General features: G+C 60.0%; 11 protein-coding genes. 2 read left to right on the top strand and 9 right to left on the bottom strand.

The window, feature by feature from the left end:
- The first annotated feature begins 145 nt into the window (after positions 1–145).
- The gene (locus BDB13_RS12350; RefSeq protein ID WP_094271898.1) at positions 146–5,968 is read left to right on the top strand and encodes a non-ribosomal peptide synthetase; all 5,823 of its coding nucleotides are present in this window, start codon (positions 146–148) and stop codon (positions 5,966–5,968) included.
- On the opposite strand, the gene BDB13_RS12355 is transcribed toward BDB13_RS12350, so the two are convergent.
- From BDB13_RS12355 to BDB13_RS12375, 5 genes are all read right to left on the bottom strand, one after another.
- Positions 5,958–7,661, bottom strand: coding sequence for an amidase (locus BDB13_RS12355; protein WP_094271899.1), 1,704 nt, complete (start codon positions 7,659–7,661; stop codon positions 5,958–5,960). The genes BDB13_RS12350 and BDB13_RS12355 overlap by 11 nt on opposite strands.
- A 153-nt stretch (positions 7,662–7,814) precedes the next feature.
- Positions 7,815–8,867, bottom strand: coding sequence for an alpha/beta hydrolase (locus BDB13_RS12360; RefSeq protein ID WP_441347188.1), 1,053 nt, complete (start codon positions 8,865–8,867; stop codon positions 7,815–7,817).
- Positions 8,868–9,013: 146 nt separating this feature from the next.
- Positions 9,014–9,865, bottom strand: coding sequence for an ABC transporter permease (locus BDB13_RS12365; protein WP_094274874.1), 852 nt, complete (start codon positions 9,863–9,865; stop codon positions 9,014–9,016).
- Positions 9,865–10,728, bottom strand: coding sequence for an ABC transporter permease (locus BDB13_RS12370; RefSeq protein ID WP_094271900.1), 864 nt, complete (start codon positions 10,726–10,728; stop codon positions 9,865–9,867). Before BDB13_RS12370 ends, BDB13_RS12365 begins: the two co-directional genes overlap by 1 nt.
- Positions 10,725–11,714: an ATP-binding cassette domain-containing protein gene (locus tag BDB13_RS12375; RefSeq protein WP_094271901.1), complete on the bottom strand. Its 990-nt coding sequence runs from the start codon at positions 11,712–11,714 to the stop codon at positions 10,725–10,727. The genes BDB13_RS12370 and BDB13_RS12375 overlap by 4 nt, the downstream gene beginning before the upstream one ends.
- Positions 11,715–11,996: 282 nt before the next feature.
- Between BDB13_RS12375 and BDB13_RS12380 the strand changes: the two genes are divergently transcribed.
- Entirely contained in the window at positions 11,997–12,920 is a 924-nt protein-coding gene (locus BDB13_RS12380) for a glycosyltransferase family 2 protein (protein ID WP_254922797.1), read from the top strand.
- Position 12,921: 1 nt separating this feature from the next.
- On the opposite strand, the gene BDB13_RS12385 is transcribed toward BDB13_RS12380, so the two are convergent.
- The 4 genes from BDB13_RS12385 to BDB13_RS12400 are packed head-to-tail and all read right to left on the bottom strand — an operon-like array spanning position 12,922 to position 17,275.
- Positions 12,922–13,872 carry a diiron oxygenase gene (locus tag BDB13_RS12385; RefSeq protein WP_094271903.1) on the bottom strand — a complete coding sequence of 317 codons (951 nt, stop codon included), beginning with the start codon at positions 13,870–13,872 and terminating at the stop codon, positions 12,922–12,924.
- 9 nt (positions 13,873–13,881) lie between these two features.
- On the bottom strand, positions 13,882–14,757 hold the full coding sequence (locus BDB13_RS12390) for a prephenate dehydrogenase (RefSeq protein ID WP_094274875.1): 876 nt from the start codon (positions 14,755–14,757) through the stop codon (positions 13,882–13,884).
- A 5-nt stretch (positions 14,758–14,762) separates the two neighbouring features.
- Complete coding sequence (gene pabB, locus BDB13_RS12395) at positions 14,763–16,877, bottom strand: aminodeoxychorismate synthase component I (protein WP_094271904.1); 2,115 nt, start codon at positions 16,875–16,877, stop codon at positions 14,763–14,765.
- Complete coding sequence (locus BDB13_RS12400) at positions 16,874–17,275, bottom strand: chorismate mutase family protein (protein ID WP_254922798.1); 402 nt, start codon at positions 17,273–17,275, stop codon at positions 16,874–16,876. Before BDB13_RS12400 ends, pabB begins: the two co-directional genes overlap by 4 nt.
- Positions 17,276–17,282: the final 7 nt, after the last annotated feature.

Below are 17,282 nucleotides of genomic sequence, written 5' to 3' on the forward strand. Positions count from 1 at the left end.
TGTAACAATGACTGCGGGTTGCCGATGAGCTGTGGGGAGCCGGTACAGGCCTGCAAGCAAGTGGAAACAAGAATTACGTGAAGGTGAGTTGTCTGATGGCGCCAGGGGTCGACGTATCTGCAGATCGATCACAGGACGTGATCGCATGAGCGCCGACGACGTAGCAGCAGTCGACATGACACCCGGGAAGGCACGAGGAAGCCGCAAGCCTCGTCCCGCCCGCACACGACGGGTGCGAGTGCCGCTGCTACCTCAACTGCTGGCAGCTGCCGTCGACATCGATCCGGCTGCGGTCGCCATCCGCTTCGACGGACGGTCCGTCACCTACGCCGAGCTGGACGCGACGTCGTCGCAGCTTGCTCGCCTGCTCATCACGCACGGGGTGGGCCCGGAGGATCGTGTCGCGATTTCCATCCCACGGTCTGTCGAGTCGGTGTGCGCCGTGTGGGCCGTCGCGAAGGCGGGTGCGGCGTTTGTGCCCGTGGACCCGAACTATCCGGCCGATCGAGTCCTCCACATGATTTCCGATTCGGGTGCCTCGATCGGTCTGACGGTGGCGGCCGTCGCCGGCGAATTGCCGTCGAGCTTGCCGTGGTGGGAACTCGACAGCGCGGAGTACGTGGCTCTCGCATCTGATGTCCCGGCTGAACCCGTGTCGTACACCGAACGCGTCGGAACCTTGCGCCCAGAACACCCGGCGTACGTGATCTACACCTCAGGCTCAACGGGACGGCCCAAGGGCGTCATCGTCACACACGGCGGTCTCGCAGACCTCTGCGCCGAGCAAGTTGAACGCTACGGTCTGACAGCCACTTCTCGCACTTTGCACTTTGCGTCTCCGAGCTTCGACGCTTCCGTGCTGGAATTGCTCCTCGCCTTCGGCGGCGGTTCGACGATGGTGATCGCTCGTCCCGATGTCTACGGCGGAGACGAACTGGCTGAACTCCTTGTGGGGGAACAGGTCACACATGCATTCATGACTCCGGCCGCGCTCGGATCTCTTTCGGCAGAAGACGGTTTCGAGAATATCGAGGTCGTTGTTGTCGGCGGCGAAGCGTGTTCACCCGCTCTGGTGGCGCGTTGGGCGCCCGGCCGCAAGTTCTTCAACGCGTACGGCCCGACCGAAGCCACTGTTGCCACCTCGATCGCCGAACTCACCGGCGAGGGCCCGGTGACTATCGGAGGCCCCGTCCGCGGCGTCGGACTGTACGTTCTGGACGCCCGGTTGCAGCCGGTCGCCACCGGCACTGCCGGTGAACTATATGTGTCGGGAGCACACCTGGCACGCGGGTACAACGGCTTGTCCGGGACTACCGCAGCATGTTTTGTCGCGAACCCGTTCGGAACCGGCGGTGAGCGCCTGTACCGCACCGGAGATACCGTGCGTTGGATTCGGACCGACGACGGCGAGCGTGACCTCGAATACCTCGGCCGAGCCGACTCCCAGGTCAAGATCCGTGGTTTCCGCATCGAGCTCGGCGAAATCGACGCTGTTCTCGCCGCAGTGCCCGGCGTGGATTTTGTAGCGACACTGATCAGGACCGGGCCGACGGGCGAGCCCGCGTTGGTGTCGTATGCGAAGGCCAAAGCCGGAGTCGGCCTCGACCCCGACGCGTTGCTCGTCAGTGCACGGGCTGCACTGCCGCGGCACATGGTTCCGGCATCGATCGTGATGATCGCGGAGATTCCGCTGACCCCGGTCGGCAAGCTCGACGTCGACGCATTGCCCGCTCCGCAGTTCGAATCCCGCTCGTACCGAGCACCATCCACGCCTGCGCAGATACTGGTCGCCGACGCAATCGCTGACCTGCTCGGGCTCGAGCAAGTCGGAGCCGACGACGATTTCTTCGAGTTGGGCGGCAACTCCCTGATCGCAGCCAAACTGGCAGGTCGACTCGGCGCAGCATTCGAGACGCGCGTGCAGGTGAAGACTCTGTTCGAGGCATCGACTGTCGAAGCGCTGGCAGCACGTATCGAATCCTCGACAGACTCGGCCGGACATGTTGCGCTGCAACCGATGACACGTCCCGAGCGGGTTCCGCTTTCGTTGCCGCAGAAACGTATGTGGTTCCTCAGCCAGTTCGACGCGGAATCGGCGGTCAATAATATTCCGATCGTTCTGAGGCTGACCGGCGAACTCGACGTGAGTGCACTCCGTAGTGCGGTGGACGACGTCGTTGCGCGGCACGAGGTGCTCCGTACCTTGTACCCGGCTTTCGACGGTATCGGTTATCAGGAAATCCACGAGGCGTCGACTGCCGACATCGACGTGGTGCCCCAGGATCTCGACGAATCCGCACTGCTCGCAACGTTGCTGCCATTGGTCACAACAGGATTCGATGTCGCGACGGCCGTTCCGCTACGAGTTCGACTCTTCCGTACCAGCCCAACCGAATTCGTGCTGGCGATGGTGGTTCATCACATCTCCGCGGACGGTGTGTCGGTTGGTCCGTTGGTGCGTGACGTCGCGGTGGCGTATCTCGCCCGGGTGAGTGGTGAGGCGCCGGCGTGGTCTCCGCTTGCTGTTCAGTACGCGGACTTCGCGTTGTGGCAGCAGCAGGTTCTCGGTGACGATTCCGATCCGGCGTCGCTGATGTCCGAGCAATTGCGTTACTGGAGTGAGAATCTCGCGGGTCTGCCGGAGAAGATCGACGTGCCGTCGGATTGGCCGCGTCCGGCTGTGGCGTCGACGCGTGGTGGCGTGCACCGGTTCGAGATCGATGGTGAACTGCATCGTTCGCTCGAGCAATTAGCGCTGGATCGCAATGTTTCGCTGTTCATGGTTGTGCATTCTGCGCTCGCGGTGTTGCTGGCACGGCTGGCGTCGACGGATGACGTGGTGATCGGTTCGCCGATTTCCGGTCGCGGTGAGCCTGCGCTCGACGATGTGATCGGGATGTTCGTCAATACGTTGGTGTTGCGTACGTCGATAACTCCGGATACGTCTTTCGCGGCGTTGCTCGAGCAGGTTCGGGAGACTGATCTCAGCGCATTCGCGAACGCGGACTTGCCTTTCGAGCGTTTGGTCGAGGTTCTGGACCCGGCGCGTTCGCAGGCGCATCATCCGCTGTTTCAGGTGGCACTGTTTTTCCAGAATATGGCCGGTGAGGCTTTGGAACTGCCAGGGCTGCGGGTCTCGGAATTTGATGCCGGAATCGACATCGCGAAGTTCGATCTTCAGTTGACAGCATCGCCGATCGAGGATGAGGCCGGCGTTGGCACCGGTATCGCGATGTCCTGGTTGTATGCGACAGACCTTTTCGATGCCGAAACTGCGGTGGCGTTTGCCGATCGGTTGACTCGCATTCTCCGCGCGATGGTAGCCGACACGAACTCTGCTGTCGGCGACGTGGAACTGCTGTCCACCAATGACTTCCAGAGTATCGTCCGGGATTTCAACGACACTGCTCAGGTGACGGTGGGTGGGTTGTTGTTGGATGGTTTCGATTCGGTGGTGGCGGTGTCGCCGGGTGCGCGGGCGGTGGTGTTCGGCGGTGAGGTGCTGTCGTATGCGGAGTTCGATGTCAAGGTGAACAGGCTTGCCCGGTATCTGATCGGGTTGGGGGTGGGTCCGGAGTCGTTGGTGGGGTTGGCGGTTCGTCGGTCGACGGATTTGTTGGTGGGGTTGTATGCGATTGTGCGTGCGGGTGGGGCGTGGGTGCCCCTGGATCCTGATGCGCCGTCGGCTCGTAACGAGTATGTGTTGGAGACGGCTGATCCGGTGTGTGTGGTGTCGACGGAGCGTGATGGTTTCGCGGCGTCGGGTCGTCGGGTTGTGTGTGTGGATGTTGTTGATGTGTCTGGTTTTTCGGGTGCGCGGGTGTTGGATGTGGATCGGTTGGGGCCGTTGCGTTCGGGGAATGCGGCGTATGTGATTTTCACGTCGGGGTCGACGGGTCGTCCGAAGGGTGTGGCTGTTTCGCATGGGGCGATTGTGAATCAGTTGGAGTGGATGCAGGCGGAATATGCTTTGACGCCTGCGGATGTGTATTTGCAGAAGACGGCGACGACGTTCGATGTGTCGTTGTGGGGGTTTTTCATGCCGTTGCGGGTGGGGGCGACGTTGGTGGTTGCTGCTGCTGATGGTCATCGGGATCCGGGGTATTTGGCGTCGGTGATTGATGAGCAGGGTGTGTCGGTGACGGATTTCGTTCCGACGATGTTGTCGACGTTTTCGTCGTTGGTGGATCCGGGGTTGTTGGGTTCGTTGCGTGATGTGTTGGTGATTGGTGAGGCGTTGCCGGTGGAGGCGGTGCGGGAGTTTGCTGCGGTGTCGTCGGCGCGGGTTCATAATTTGTATGGTCCGACGGAGGCGGCGGTGTCGTTTACGTTTGCGGATGTGACGGCGGTGGGGTCGTCGGGCAGTGTGGTGTCGATTGGTGTGCCGGAGTGGAATTGCCGGGTGTTTGTGTTGGATTCGCGTTTGCGGCCGGTGCCGGTGGGTGTTGCGGGTGAGTTGTATTTGGTGGGGGTGCAGTTGGCTCGGGGGTATGTGGGTCGGCCGGATTTGAGTGCGGATCGGTTTGTGGCGTCTCCGTTCGGGTTGGGGGAGCGGATGTATCGGACGGGTGATTTGGTTCGCTGGAACGCATCTGGTGACATCGAGTACATCGGTCGTACTGATTTTCAGGTGAAGTTTCGTGGTCAGCGGATTGAGTTGGGGGAGATTGAGGCTGCGTTGTCGGCGCATGGGTCGGTGTTGTCGGCTGCGGTGTTGGTGCGTGGCAGTGTGACGGGTGATCAGTTGGTGGGGTATGTGGTGCCGGCTGTGGGTGCGTCGGTTGATGTGTCGGTGTTGCGGGGGTTTGTGGGGGAGCGGGTGCCGGGTTATATGGTTCCGGCGGCTGTGGTGGTGTTGGATGCTTTTCCGTTGAATTCGTCGGGGAAGTTGGATCGGGGGTTGTTGCCGGAGCCGGTGTTTGAGGCTCGGGTGTTTCGGGCTCCGGTGTCGGTGGTGGAGTTGGTGGTGGCGTCGGCGTTTGTGGGTGTGTTGGGTGTTGATCGGGTGGGGTTGGATGATGATTTCTTTGCGTTGGGCGGCAACTCGCTGATCGCAATGAAGCTGGCGTCCGAACTGACCGAAGCATTGGGTACCTCCGTACCCGTGCGCATGCTCTTCGGTGCGTCCAACGTCGAATCCCTTTCTGCGCGAATAGAAGCTGCGCGTCGAGATGGTTCGAGCACGCCGGCGAATCATGCAATCGACGTGCTGTTGCCGATCAGAGAAACTGGATCTGCGGCGCCGATGTTCTTCATTCACCCGATGAGCGGCTTGGCCTGGAAGGCATCAGGGTTGGTTCCCTACCTCGACGCCCAGTCTCCCGTTTACGGATTGCAAGCGCCGGTCATGGCGGAGGCATGGCAACTTCCGACGTCGGTTGACGCCTTGGCTCAGCGCTACGTCCAGGAAATGTTGAGCGTGAACCCGAGCGGTCCGTTCCGCATCGTCGGATACTCACTCGGCGGGTACATCGGGCATGCCTGCGCAGTCCTCCTGCGCTCCAAGGGATTCGACGTGAAGTTGGCGATGATCGACCCTCGTGGCACTGCCGAAGTCGGGGAAACTCAAGCCGGGGACAACGTCGCTGAACTGGCAGCAGGGTGGGGAGTCGATGTCGGAGACGCAATTGACCTCGGTGCGCTTGGCCGGGACGAGATCCTCGGACTCGGTCGGTCACTCGATTCCCTGTCGTTCCTCACCGGCGATCAACTCGGATCTCTGTATGATTTTGCAACCTCTGCCGCCTCGATGATCGAAGCTTACGAGCCCAGCGTCTTCGACGGTGATGCGTTGGTTCTGAGCGCCACCGTGGGAGTCGGAAGTAGTCCGGAACTGTCCGAGATTTGGCAGCCTGCCATCGGTGGCAGCCTGACGGAAGTGTCGGTGGACGCTTCGCATCACTCGATGATGGACCCCGATCAGCTCGAGTTGATCGGACCTCGCTTGGCGGCGTATTTCAGGAGTTGATCGGAACGTCGGAGGACGTCGGCACAAATCTGAACGAGAAGCCGACGTTCTTCGTGTTCGTCGGGTCAGGTCCGAGTCCGGGCTGGGTAACCACGGACGTCGGTATCTGCCTTGCGTTTCGGCTCAAGGGGGGAGCATCCTGCCAAAAGGGCTGAGCAGCTTGCAGTTCCAGCGCAATCTGAATGAGGCCGGCTTCGTCCCACACACGACCACCGAGTTGGATACCGAAGGGAAGTCCGGTCTCCTTCGACCTTCCGGCCGGCGTCGTGACAACCGGCGCGCCGGTGTAGTTGGCCCACGAGACATCGGCAGTGACACTCTCGAACAGCGAGATGCCCGCGGACTCGGAACGCTTGCTGCCGTCCACCCTGGCACCGGGTACGAGAATGGCGTCGAGGTTGTGTTCGGACAGCATGCGGTTGTATTCGTGTTGGTAGCGAAGTCTGTTGTGAGCCAACACCATGAAGTCGGCGACCGGAACAGCCATCGATGCAATTGCGGCTCCGACGAACAGTGCCCGCTCCGGCCTGTACAGTCCGATCCGGTCGGAGAACTGCTGGTGATAATTTCCGGCCTCGGCCATGTCTCCGGTCAGGAGTCCCGTCGGATAGGTCGGCATTGTCACATCGACAAGCGTGCCACCGAGTGCGACGACAGTGTCCGTGAACTCGGAGAACAGTGTCCCCAACGATCCTGGCAATGTGTCGATTTCTTTGCGGGGGATACCGAATCGGTGCCCCGCCAACGGTGACGTTCCGCCCTGAGCAGCCAAGGGATATCCCTGAGCCGGAACCGGCGGACCGACCGACGTGGTGGGATCGTGAGCGTCGACGCCCGCCATGTAACTGAGCAACAACGACGCATCGGCCGCACTCCGGGCCATCGGACCGGTATGGTCACGAGTCCAGTTGAGAGGGATCGTTCCGTACGTGCTGCAACGTCCGAAAGTCGGTTTGACCGAGGTAATTCCAGAGGCGCTTGCCGGAATGCGGAGTGACCCGCCGGTATCGGTTCCCGTTGCCAGCGGACTGAAGCGTGCGGCCAGAACTGCAGCGCTGCCGCCCGACGACCCGCCCGGTGAGTACTCGGGATTCCACGGGTTGCCCACTTGCGGCGTCGCCAAACCGATGGCGAATTCGTCGCAGTGTGCGTGGCCCATCAGTACCATGCCGGCTTCACTCAGGCGGCGCCATACCGTCGAATCGCCCGCGGCAATGTTCCCTTCGAGAACGCGACTCGACGCGGTGACCGGTAATCCTGACACGGCAAACGTGTCTTTCAACGCGATCGGCAGGCCACAGACCAATGGTGGCGCTTCGCCGGTACTCGCTCGCCCGGCGCTCGAAAGTCGTTGTGCTGCCTTCTCGGCGGCAGCGTATGCAACCTCGGGATAGATCCGGATCCAGGAGCCGATCCCGCCGTCGTACTCGTGACTGCGTGTCAGGCATGCGTCGAGCAGTTCGCCCGGATGAAGGGTGCCGTTCTGGAGCAGACTTGCGGCTTCGGTAGCACTGAGCAAGGCAGGGTCGGTCGCGTCAATCGTGCCCGGTGCCGGCAATTGATTGTGGCGAGGCATCGAGCGGTTCGGTGCGGCCGCTGCGGGTTGAACGGCAACACCTACTGTCGTGGCACTGGCCACTCCGAGTGCCGTTGCGGCGCCGAGGAAACCACGTCGGGAAATGCCAGTGTTCACGAAAGATACCTCCGAATGTGTCGCCTGGGACGATCGGGATAATTCGGATGTCAGGTTACTGGAACTGCATCTGACGACGAAGGCCACCTGCCCTCGACACCCCCTTCGGAAGTGTCGAAAGCCGGTGGCCTTCGAGAAGAATCAGAGTGTCTGTCAGACACCCAAAGAGTTGGCGATGAACGGCCAGGACTTGTGGAGATCGTCCTGCCAGTAGCCCCACGAGTGGGTGCCCGTCGGGCGGAAATCCACCACGGCCGGAATGTTCAGCTCGAACAGACGCTTGGCCATATTCGAGGTGCACAGGTTGGTTGCAGCTTCGATCACGCCGCCGACGATGATCTGGTTCTCGAGATTTGCACGACCATCGTTCATGCGCGGATTCTGCATGGAGTCGTTCGGGAAGCCGGGGAGTCCGTTGCCGGTGCTCATGTAGATCGGCGTCCCGCGCAGCTTCTCGGCGTTGAGCAGCGGATCATGATCCCGCCAACCCTGACCGTCGAGGGGTCCCCACATGTTCGTGACGTCGTCGACGCCACCGATCCACTCGGTGGTGATCCTGACGAACTGCTGGCCCATCGGATCGCTCGTCTGTGCGCAGCCGCTGTAGGCAGCGACTGAGCTGTACAGGCCGGGATGTTCGATCGCGAGATTCAGTACCGAGGTACCGGACATCGAGATTGCGGACAGTGCCTGCTTACCGTTGCTTCCCAGTTCCTTGTTCAGAATCGGGGGCAGTTCCTCACCGAGGAATGTCGACCACTTGTTTCGGCCGGCTTTCGGGTCGTCCTTTTCCCAGTCGGTGTAATAGGAAAGGCGTCCGCCCACCGGGGTCGCGACATTGACGTTCTTATCGCTGAAGAAGTCGACGACATCCGACTGACGTTGCCAGGTCGCCGAGTCTTCTCCGCCGCCCGCGCCGTTCAGAAGGTAGAGAATGGGGCGAGGCTCGGAATTATCGGCAGGAGTGATGACCTGGATGGGCACCACCTTGTCCATCGACGCGGCATAGACGTTGACGACGAGCTGCCGATCATTGATCTTCTGCACCGACTTGACGTACGAATCGCTCGTAGCCACGTCGGACGCGGAATCGCTCGTATTTGTCGGAGCGGCTTGCGCAATGCCGGCGGTGAACAGTGAGCAGGCGATTGCCAGTACTCCGACGTGTGTGGCGCGACGCCAGGCTGGTCTCGTGTTTCGCGTCAAGACTTCTTACCTCTCGTTTGAAACTTTTCGGAAGACGATTCAATGACCCCGAATGGATAAGTCGATTCGATCGTCGTATTCGTTACTTCGCCGAGACGTTTTGCGGTCTCGCGGGGGCGATTTCGATCGGCGTCCTTGGAATGGTTCTACCTCGAAGCTGCCCGACGGTATCCCCGGATTGCTGGATAAAGGAAGACTGCGATCATTCCGAACGACCAGGCAAATGTCTTGAGTACAGGCTCGAGGACTGGCCCTCCGAGAGACATTCCACGCATAGCTTCCACCGCCACGGACATGGGCTGTGCTGCAATGACGGGCTGCAACCAGACCGGATATGCCATCGTCGGAACAAAACCGCTGTTGAAGAACATGAGCAGGGTGCATCCGATGGAGACGATCTCTACGAGCGGGAGATTCTCGGACACAGTGGCAAGAGCCGTCACCATCACGGCAAATCCGATTCCGAAAACGATCGGCAGGAGAATCATGCCAATCGCAGCTACCGGACCTTGATTGAATCGGAACCCGACAAGGCATCCGACTCCGATGATGACGATGGTCGTGAGGAGAACCCGCACGGCTTCCGCAATCATTCGACCCACCAACCCGGAGGCACGATGGGCGGGAAGGGTCCAGAAACGACTGAGTAGCCCACTGGTCATTTCGCCTCGAAGACCGACGGCACTCGCAATGGACCCGAACATCGCCCCGACAAGAATGATCAACGGAACGGTGCCGTAAATACTGGGCTGCCCGGTTGCGGCGCTGATCGAGTTTCCGAGAACAACACGAAACATGATGAGTGTCAGAGCTGGGTACAGCAGTGCTTGGATCGCGGTGGATGGGTCACGCGCCCAATTGATCAGAAGGCGTTTCGCCTGGATCAGACTGTGCGTCCAGAGCGCCTGCGTGGAGCCTTCCGGAAGTGCCGCATCAGGTACGGGAAAATTCAGGGTGCGTCCGTTGGTCGGCTGCGCCGAATTGTCGACTGCCGTCATCACGACCGCCTCGTGCTTGCCCAGTAGGCGAGCGGAGCGCACACAGCGATCAATCCGATCGACCACATGACCACGGGGAACATGGTGTTCCAGGTGACGCCGCCTTGGGCGAGGTCACGCATCGCGAAGGAGAACTGCGACACCGGCTGATTACGTACGAAGGGACGGATCCACTCGGGGAAACCGGTTTCCGGCACGAAACCACAGGAGAGCATCCCGAGGATCAGCTGGGGAAGAGTCAATGCCTGACTCGTAGCTTGAGGACTCTTGGACAGCGAACCGATGGCATCGGCGCCGAATGACAGACACGTGCTGAACACCAGTGCCAAAGTGCAGAACAGAATTGCCTGATTGAGGCCTTCGGCGAATCGGAATCCGATTGCGTGCCCGTAGATGAGAGCAGCGGTCAGTGAGAATACTGATCGCACGAACCCACTACTCATACGCGAGAGCAGGGGGACTGCTCCGTAGACGGGCATTGTCTGCATCCGGGAACTGAAACCTGTGATCCGCTCCTTGGCGGCCATCTGAGCAGCTGAAATCGAGGTGAAGGCCATAGCCTGCAACACGATGATCGGCATCAGGAACTGGGCGTAGTCGATGCCTTGTAGTTGCATCACAAACTTCAATGGCAGGTAGAAGCCGACAGTGAAAATCAGTGGGGCAATCACAGCGATGACAAGTTCGTAGCGACGGATCATCGAGCGCAACGTGCGGCCCGTCAGTACCCACCACTGCATAACTGCTGAGGGGTTAGGGCGTCGATGCCGCCCGACGCGCGTGGCGGCCGGAACCGAAATCTCCCGAAGAGCCACCTTTTGCAGGGACAAGTTCGTAGTCGGATATTTCGTCGTAGCGGTCACGACACATCACCGGCTTTGCCGGCGTCGGCGGTTGACTGATGACCGGTCAACGAGAGGAAGACATCGTCGAGGGACGGACGCCTCAAGGCGATGTCGGCGAGGGGGATTCTGGCATGGTCCAAACGCCGAAGCGCCTCGGCGAGCGTCGCGGAACCGCGCGGAGCGGGGATGGCGATCTTGCCGCTGTCCCGGGCGAGATCGAATCGGAAATCCGGCGGGAGCAGGTTTCCCAAAGCGTTGGCGACAGCGCCGAGCATGTTGGTATCCGTCGGCACGATCTCACAGAAGCTTGCTCCGGTGCGCGCCTTCAGTTCGTCTGCGGTTCCCTCGGCGATGACCGAACCCTTGTCGATCACGATGATGTTGTCGCTGAGAAGATCAGCTTCCTCGAGGTACTGCGTTGTCAGCAGAACAGTGATGCCCTGATCCTTGAGAGTCTGCACGAGATTCCACACGCTCTGCCGGCTGCGGGGATCCAATCCCGTCGTCGGCTCGTCCAGGAATACGACCTCGGGGCGAACGACGAGGCCACAGGCGATGTCGATACGGCGACGCATGCCGCCGGAATAGTTGGCGACGGTTCGGGCGCCGGCTTCGACCAGATCGAATTCTTCGAGGAGATCAGCTGCTCGCTGCTTGGCAGAGGCGCGATCGAGTCCCATGAGACGCGCGAAGAGTTCGATGTTCTCCCGGCCGGTCAGAGCATTGTCGAGGGCCGCGAACTGGCCGGTCATCATGATCGAGCGTCGAACCTCCGCAGCATTGCGTACGGCGTCGTATCCGGCGATCATGGCGCGGCCACTGTCCGGACGAATGAGCGTCGAGAGCACTTTGACGGTTGTGGTCTTGCCTGCGCCGTTGGGGCCGAGGATGCCGAGAACCGATCCTTTGGGGGCCTGGAAGCTGATGCCGCGCAGGGCGTGGACATCTTTGAAGGACTTGTGAACGTCCTCCACGACTACGGCCGCATCCGTGGGAAAGGGCATTAATTCTCCGCTGTCTACATGAAGATGGTGGGGCTACCTGGTGGCTTGGTGTGCCGATGCGGCCGATGGTGAGGCCGAAATGGGCACCGAGTGGATGGCCCGCACGGATTGCGGGAACCTCGATTGTGTATCTCCGAACGCCTTGAGCATGTTACCGGAGGTGGTCCACGCAACTCGGGGCGAAGACGGCCCCGTCGGACCTTTTGCCTGGTTCCCTCAGCAAGTGTGCAGTTGGGCGCCAATCATTTTGTGTGGCATTGCACACTTGTGACTGTCTGTTCGATGACTGACGTCACCCGAACATTGATGTTCCGAGATGGTGTATCGAGTGATAACCTGCCGTCCATGGGTGCCTCGCTTTCAGTTGTCGTTCCGGTCTATAACGAAGAAGAATATATTTCGGATTGTCTCGAGTCTTTGTTGCAGCAGGGTGATGATATTGCTGAAATATTGGTTGTCGACAATAATTCGACAGACGGAACCGCCGAGATAATTCGCGATTTCGAACGCCGGTCTCCAAAAGTTCGCTATCTGTTGGAAACTCGACAGGGCGTCGTTTTTTCAAGAAACTTGGGGTTCAATTCTGCTCAGGGTGATTTGATCGGGCGAGTAGACGCGGACACGAGGGTGTCTGCAGGCTGGGCCAGTGCGGTCGTCGAGTTTTTTGCCGCGCATGAATTCGACGCTGTTACCGGTTTCTCGTTGTTTTATGACTCGCCTTTTGTGACGGTGCAACGTTCGGCGGTCGCCAAGCAGGATGCACTCGGCACATTCCGGGGGCTGAAAGATGCGCCTTCTCTGACCGGTTCGAACATGGCGATCCGGAAATCTGCGTGGTCAATCGTTCAAGATTCTGTCACTGATCGAACAGATTTTCACGAAGATGTCGATCTTTCGTATTGTCTTCTTGGTCGTGAAATGAAATTTGTTCAGGATCTTTCGATGCGAGCGGAAGTTTCCGGTCGTCGCGGAGAAACCGGACCGATAGATTTTCTTTCTTACAACAAAGCCTCCATCCTTACGTTGAAGCATCATGGCGCTATGACGCGTCGACTGCGCCTGATGATTTTCCGCAGTTCGATATTGCATGCGGTGTTATGGCCCGTCTACCGAATGTATGACAAAGATACGGACAAGCTGTCTTTGAAGAGACTTTTCTTTCGGCCTTCAGCGCGGCAGATGCCAGTTGATTCGGGAGATCGCTGACTTAGGGAAGGTGTTTGTCGACGCCCAGTGTGTCGAACAGTTTTCGGATTCCACTGAAATCCTGAACCAGCAGTTCGGACCCGGGGGAATGCTTGATGTCCTCGATCATCCGGTTCCCGCCGGAGATTTCCTCAGCATCCATGATCGCTTGCCAAGCACCGAAGTCATTGCCGGCAAAAGCGGCCATCGCTTCGGCCGCACCGTCGGCGAAGCGTCGACGCGCATCGGCGTCGAGAGCCTCGAACACGGAAACGGCTAGAGCGTCGGCAATGGACGCGTGGCAGAGTTCGTCCCGATTGTGGAGTCGGACCGTCGCACGGTTCACCGGCTGAATTTCTTCACCGTCGATGATCACGTCGAGGTACGAACTGATCGAGATTTCCGCGACAGTCATATAGGCCAGGGAGACAACTGCGCGTGAGCGAGCATCCGGACACTCGGCGAGCGCCTGAGCCCGGCTCCGGACCGTCTGTACTTCCGGCAAAAGTTTTGTCGGCAGCGACAACCCGCGTCCACGACGGGTCAAAGAACTTGCGTTGAGGTGCATCAACGTGTGGTACTGCTCGTCGACCATCGCCTGATTCACCGCTACTTCGACGGAATCGCCGAATCCGATGTCGAACGCGTCCACGGCAAGTAATTCGAACCCCGGGTTAACCACCGCTCGTTCGATATCCATCACGTTCTTGTTGAAGGCGATCCATGCCCAGGCTCGAAGTCGCACTTGTTGCTCGGGCGTGAGTGCCAGGTAGGTGGGGTGCTGCGCGAAGGGAAGTAGCGAGTCCGGATAGTCGAGCTTTGTGGTGTCGAAGAGATCCTCGAGTTCGAGCTCGGATCGCTTGACGGCGGCTCGGCGCGACCAGTTCTCGGCGAGCCGACGGACGATTGCACTTTCGGCAGGATCCTCGGCATCGAAACCGGGAAGGGTCGGTGGAGCTACTCCGTGTCGCATCGATCTGTCCTACTTCCGTGAGCCGATCTCCTCGAAGACCTGCCGGCACAGGGTGTCCAACTCCTCTGATCGGGTCCCGAGTCCCTCCGCGGCAGATTTCACCACGTCCGAGAAGTTCTCCAGATCCCCGGTTGCGGAGTCCAGTCGGACGCATGCCGTGATCAAGGCTTTGCGGGCAGTCTCCGCATAGGGGTTTCCCGATTGAACGTCCCAATACACCTCGGGTTCGCCGTTCACGATTCGCGCCAGCAAAGCCGAAAGCGTCCGGTGTGGGGGAGTCTCGACGTCGGCGACTTCTTCGGCGGTCACGTCGAGTTCTCCCAGCGCAAGGCCGAAAGCCAGCACCGATGCGTGGGTCAAGGCTTGAGTTGCCGCGGCCAGTCGGTCGTGACGATCCGGGTTCATCACGGAAACCGTTGCTCCCCACGCACGCAGATTTTCGACAAAATCTGCACCTCGTGGACCGCCCACGTACGGAACGGCGATAATCGGTCGTCCCGAGGGGCCGAGTGAGGGCCGAAACATCGGATTGACCCCCAGGAATTCGCCCGTTCGGCCCGAATTCTCGACGGCAACCGACATTTGAGACTTGACCGACAACGTGTCGACGATCAGCGCATCGGTGCGAACGACTCGCACAAGCGTGGGTAAGGCTGCGAGTGCGACACTTTCTGGCACGGCCAGGATGACGATGTCTGCTGAGGTGAGGGCCCGGAGCAGGATATTGTCCGGACCGGTGATATCGCCGCGGAGAGGGCTGTCCGAGTCCGCCGGATCGAGAATTGTGACAGACCGTCCGTCTCGGCGCATGAGATCGACAAACATGGATCCGACCGCTCCGGCACCTCCGACCACGATCACCTCGTCACACCGAACCGACGACATCACCACTACCTGCCGAGTTCGTCGGTGTGACTGGCAACGACGTCGAGCGCACGAAGCAAAGTCGACGCTTTGACCGTCGTTTCGTCGAACTCTTCCTCGGCATCGGACAAAGCAGTTATGGCGCCGCCGATGCCGAAACTGACTCCTTTGGACGTAGCGACCAACGAGCGGATGACGATCGACAAATCAGCAGCGCCGCCGAGGGCAAAATATCCGATGGATCCGGAATACACTCCGCGAGGACCGGATTCGAGACGGTCGATGATCTCCATGGTTCGTACTTTCGGCGCTCCCGTCATGGATCCGCCAGGAAATGCGGCCCGAACGCAATCGACAGCAGACGACTCTGCGCGCAGTGAGCCACGGACGGTCGACACCATCTGATGGACCGACGAATACGATTCGATCCCGAACAGTCGTGGAACGTGCACACTGCCGGGAACGCAAACTTTTGCAAGATCATTTCGCGTGAGGTCAACGATCATCAGGTTTTCGGCGCGGTCCTTCTCGCTGTCGAGTAGGTCCTGTCGCAGTGCCGCATCCCGTGCTCGGGTGACGCCTCGAGGTCGTGTGCCCTTGATGGGTTTGGACTCGACGTTGCCTTCGGAGTCGACGCGCAGAAACCGTTCCGGGGAGGCGGAGATCACCGCGATTCCGGTGAAATCGAGCAGTGCGCTGTAGGGGGTCGGATTGATGCCGCGCAAGAACTCGAAAGTGCGTCGGGGATCGATCGTCTCGGTGACACTGGCCATGTTTGTCAGGCACACCTCGTACGATTCGCCGACGCGAATCTGTTCGAGTGCATCCTCGATCAGGGCCAGGTATCGATTCCGGTCATGACGCAGACGTGCTTGTGTCCAGACGGTTTCACTGATCAGAGGAACAGGGATTCGCTCCCCGGTTGCAGCACCGATGTCGGCCAGAACATCGACGGTATGCGCGAGCCAGTCGTCCTCGGCTGAGCTGTCCCGATCACCGCTGTTCCAGTCTTCCGCCGACGAGTTCTCGCGTAGACGCAGAACGTGTGTCCGACCGGCAGTGTGGTCGATGACAACAGCGCGGTCGGCAAAGACGAATGCAGCGTCGGGAGTATCTGCGGAGTGCGCCGAAACGCCACCGGTCTGCGCTTTCAACTCGTATCCGAGATATCCGACGTATCCGAGATTGAAGTCGAGTTCCGGATCCGCCGGAATGAACCGTGTGGCCAGTTGCCCATCCAGATAGTCGAAGAAGGGAACATGAATGTTCTCTTCCGGCAATCCCTTTCGGGCAACTGTGACAACTCCGGGGCCCACGTCGTACGTGATGAACTCGGCCAGTGGTCCGGAAGCGTCACCCATGATCGTGAACCGAGTGTCGGGTTCCGACGTCGCAGCTCGATCCAGCCAATACGCGTTGGGGCCGTCGGCGAACAAGGCAGCATATGCAGCCGAAGGATCCACCGCGAAATCAAGACGAACCCTGTCGACTCGGTAGGACGACGCGGGGCGCAGGCTCGATGCGTGCACAAGCGGAGCCTGGTGCATGACGGACTCGAGAGTTCGCCCGATCGAGAGATCGCGGAAATTGGCCAGCAGTTCGACTCCGAATTCGGTACTGATCGATTCGGGGTGGAACTGAACTCCCCACATCGGCTTTGTCCGATGCCGCACGCCCATGACCAAGCCGTCCGACGTCCAAGCGGTCCGGACAAAGGCGTCGGGGAGGTTCTCGACGGTCAGCGAGTGATAGCGGACTGCACGAAACGGTGAGGGCAATCCGGAAAAGACTCCCGTGCCGTCGTGGTCGACGAGCGAAATTCTGCCGTGCATGGGCGTCGGTGCGAGCACGACGTCGGCACCGAACAGTTGGCAGAGTCCTTGATGTCCGAGGCAGACCCCGAGTAGGGGGAGTGAACCTTCCTCGATGAATCTTCGGCTGATTCCGAAGTCACGCTCCCGATCGGGCCGGCCTGGGCCTGGCGAGATCACGACGTTGTCGAACGAGGCAAGGTCGAGGGAGTCCCAGTCCGCGTCGTTGGTGACAACGGTGGGTACGACGCCGTTGACCTTGGTGAGAAGTGTGAAGAGGTTGTATGTGAACGAGTCGTAATTGTCCACGAGGAGCGTGCGGGAACTCATGACGATGATCCTGATCTCGGGCCGACGGATTCCCGAACAGTCTCCTCCTCTGTGGCTTGGCCGTCGATCACCAGGTCTTCGAGTCGGCAAGTCTCGGAGATCAGGAGTTTGTACAACGATTCGAAGAACTCGGGTGACAGATCGTGCCGAAGGGCGAATTGTCGAGCCCGTTCCTGCACGAGGTGCACACGCCCGGGTTGCATCATCGGAACGTTGCTGACCCGTTTCCACTCTCCGATCTGCTGGCAGAGCAGCAGTCGTTCGCGGACCGTCTCGAGCAGCGAGGCGTCGATGGCGTCGAGTTCGCGGCGAAACTGTTCGAGATCGTCGATCCGAGCGTCATCTGACTCGGCTGCATGCTCTTGGGTAGGGCGGGTCGAGGGCTGGAAGTCATCCACGGTGCCT

Origin of the sequence: Rhodococcus sp. OK302, from assembly GCF_002245895.1 — a bacterium.
In the GTDB taxonomy this organism is placed as follows: Bacteria; Actinomycetota; Actinomycetes; order Mycobacteriales; family Mycobacteriaceae; genus Rhodococcus_F.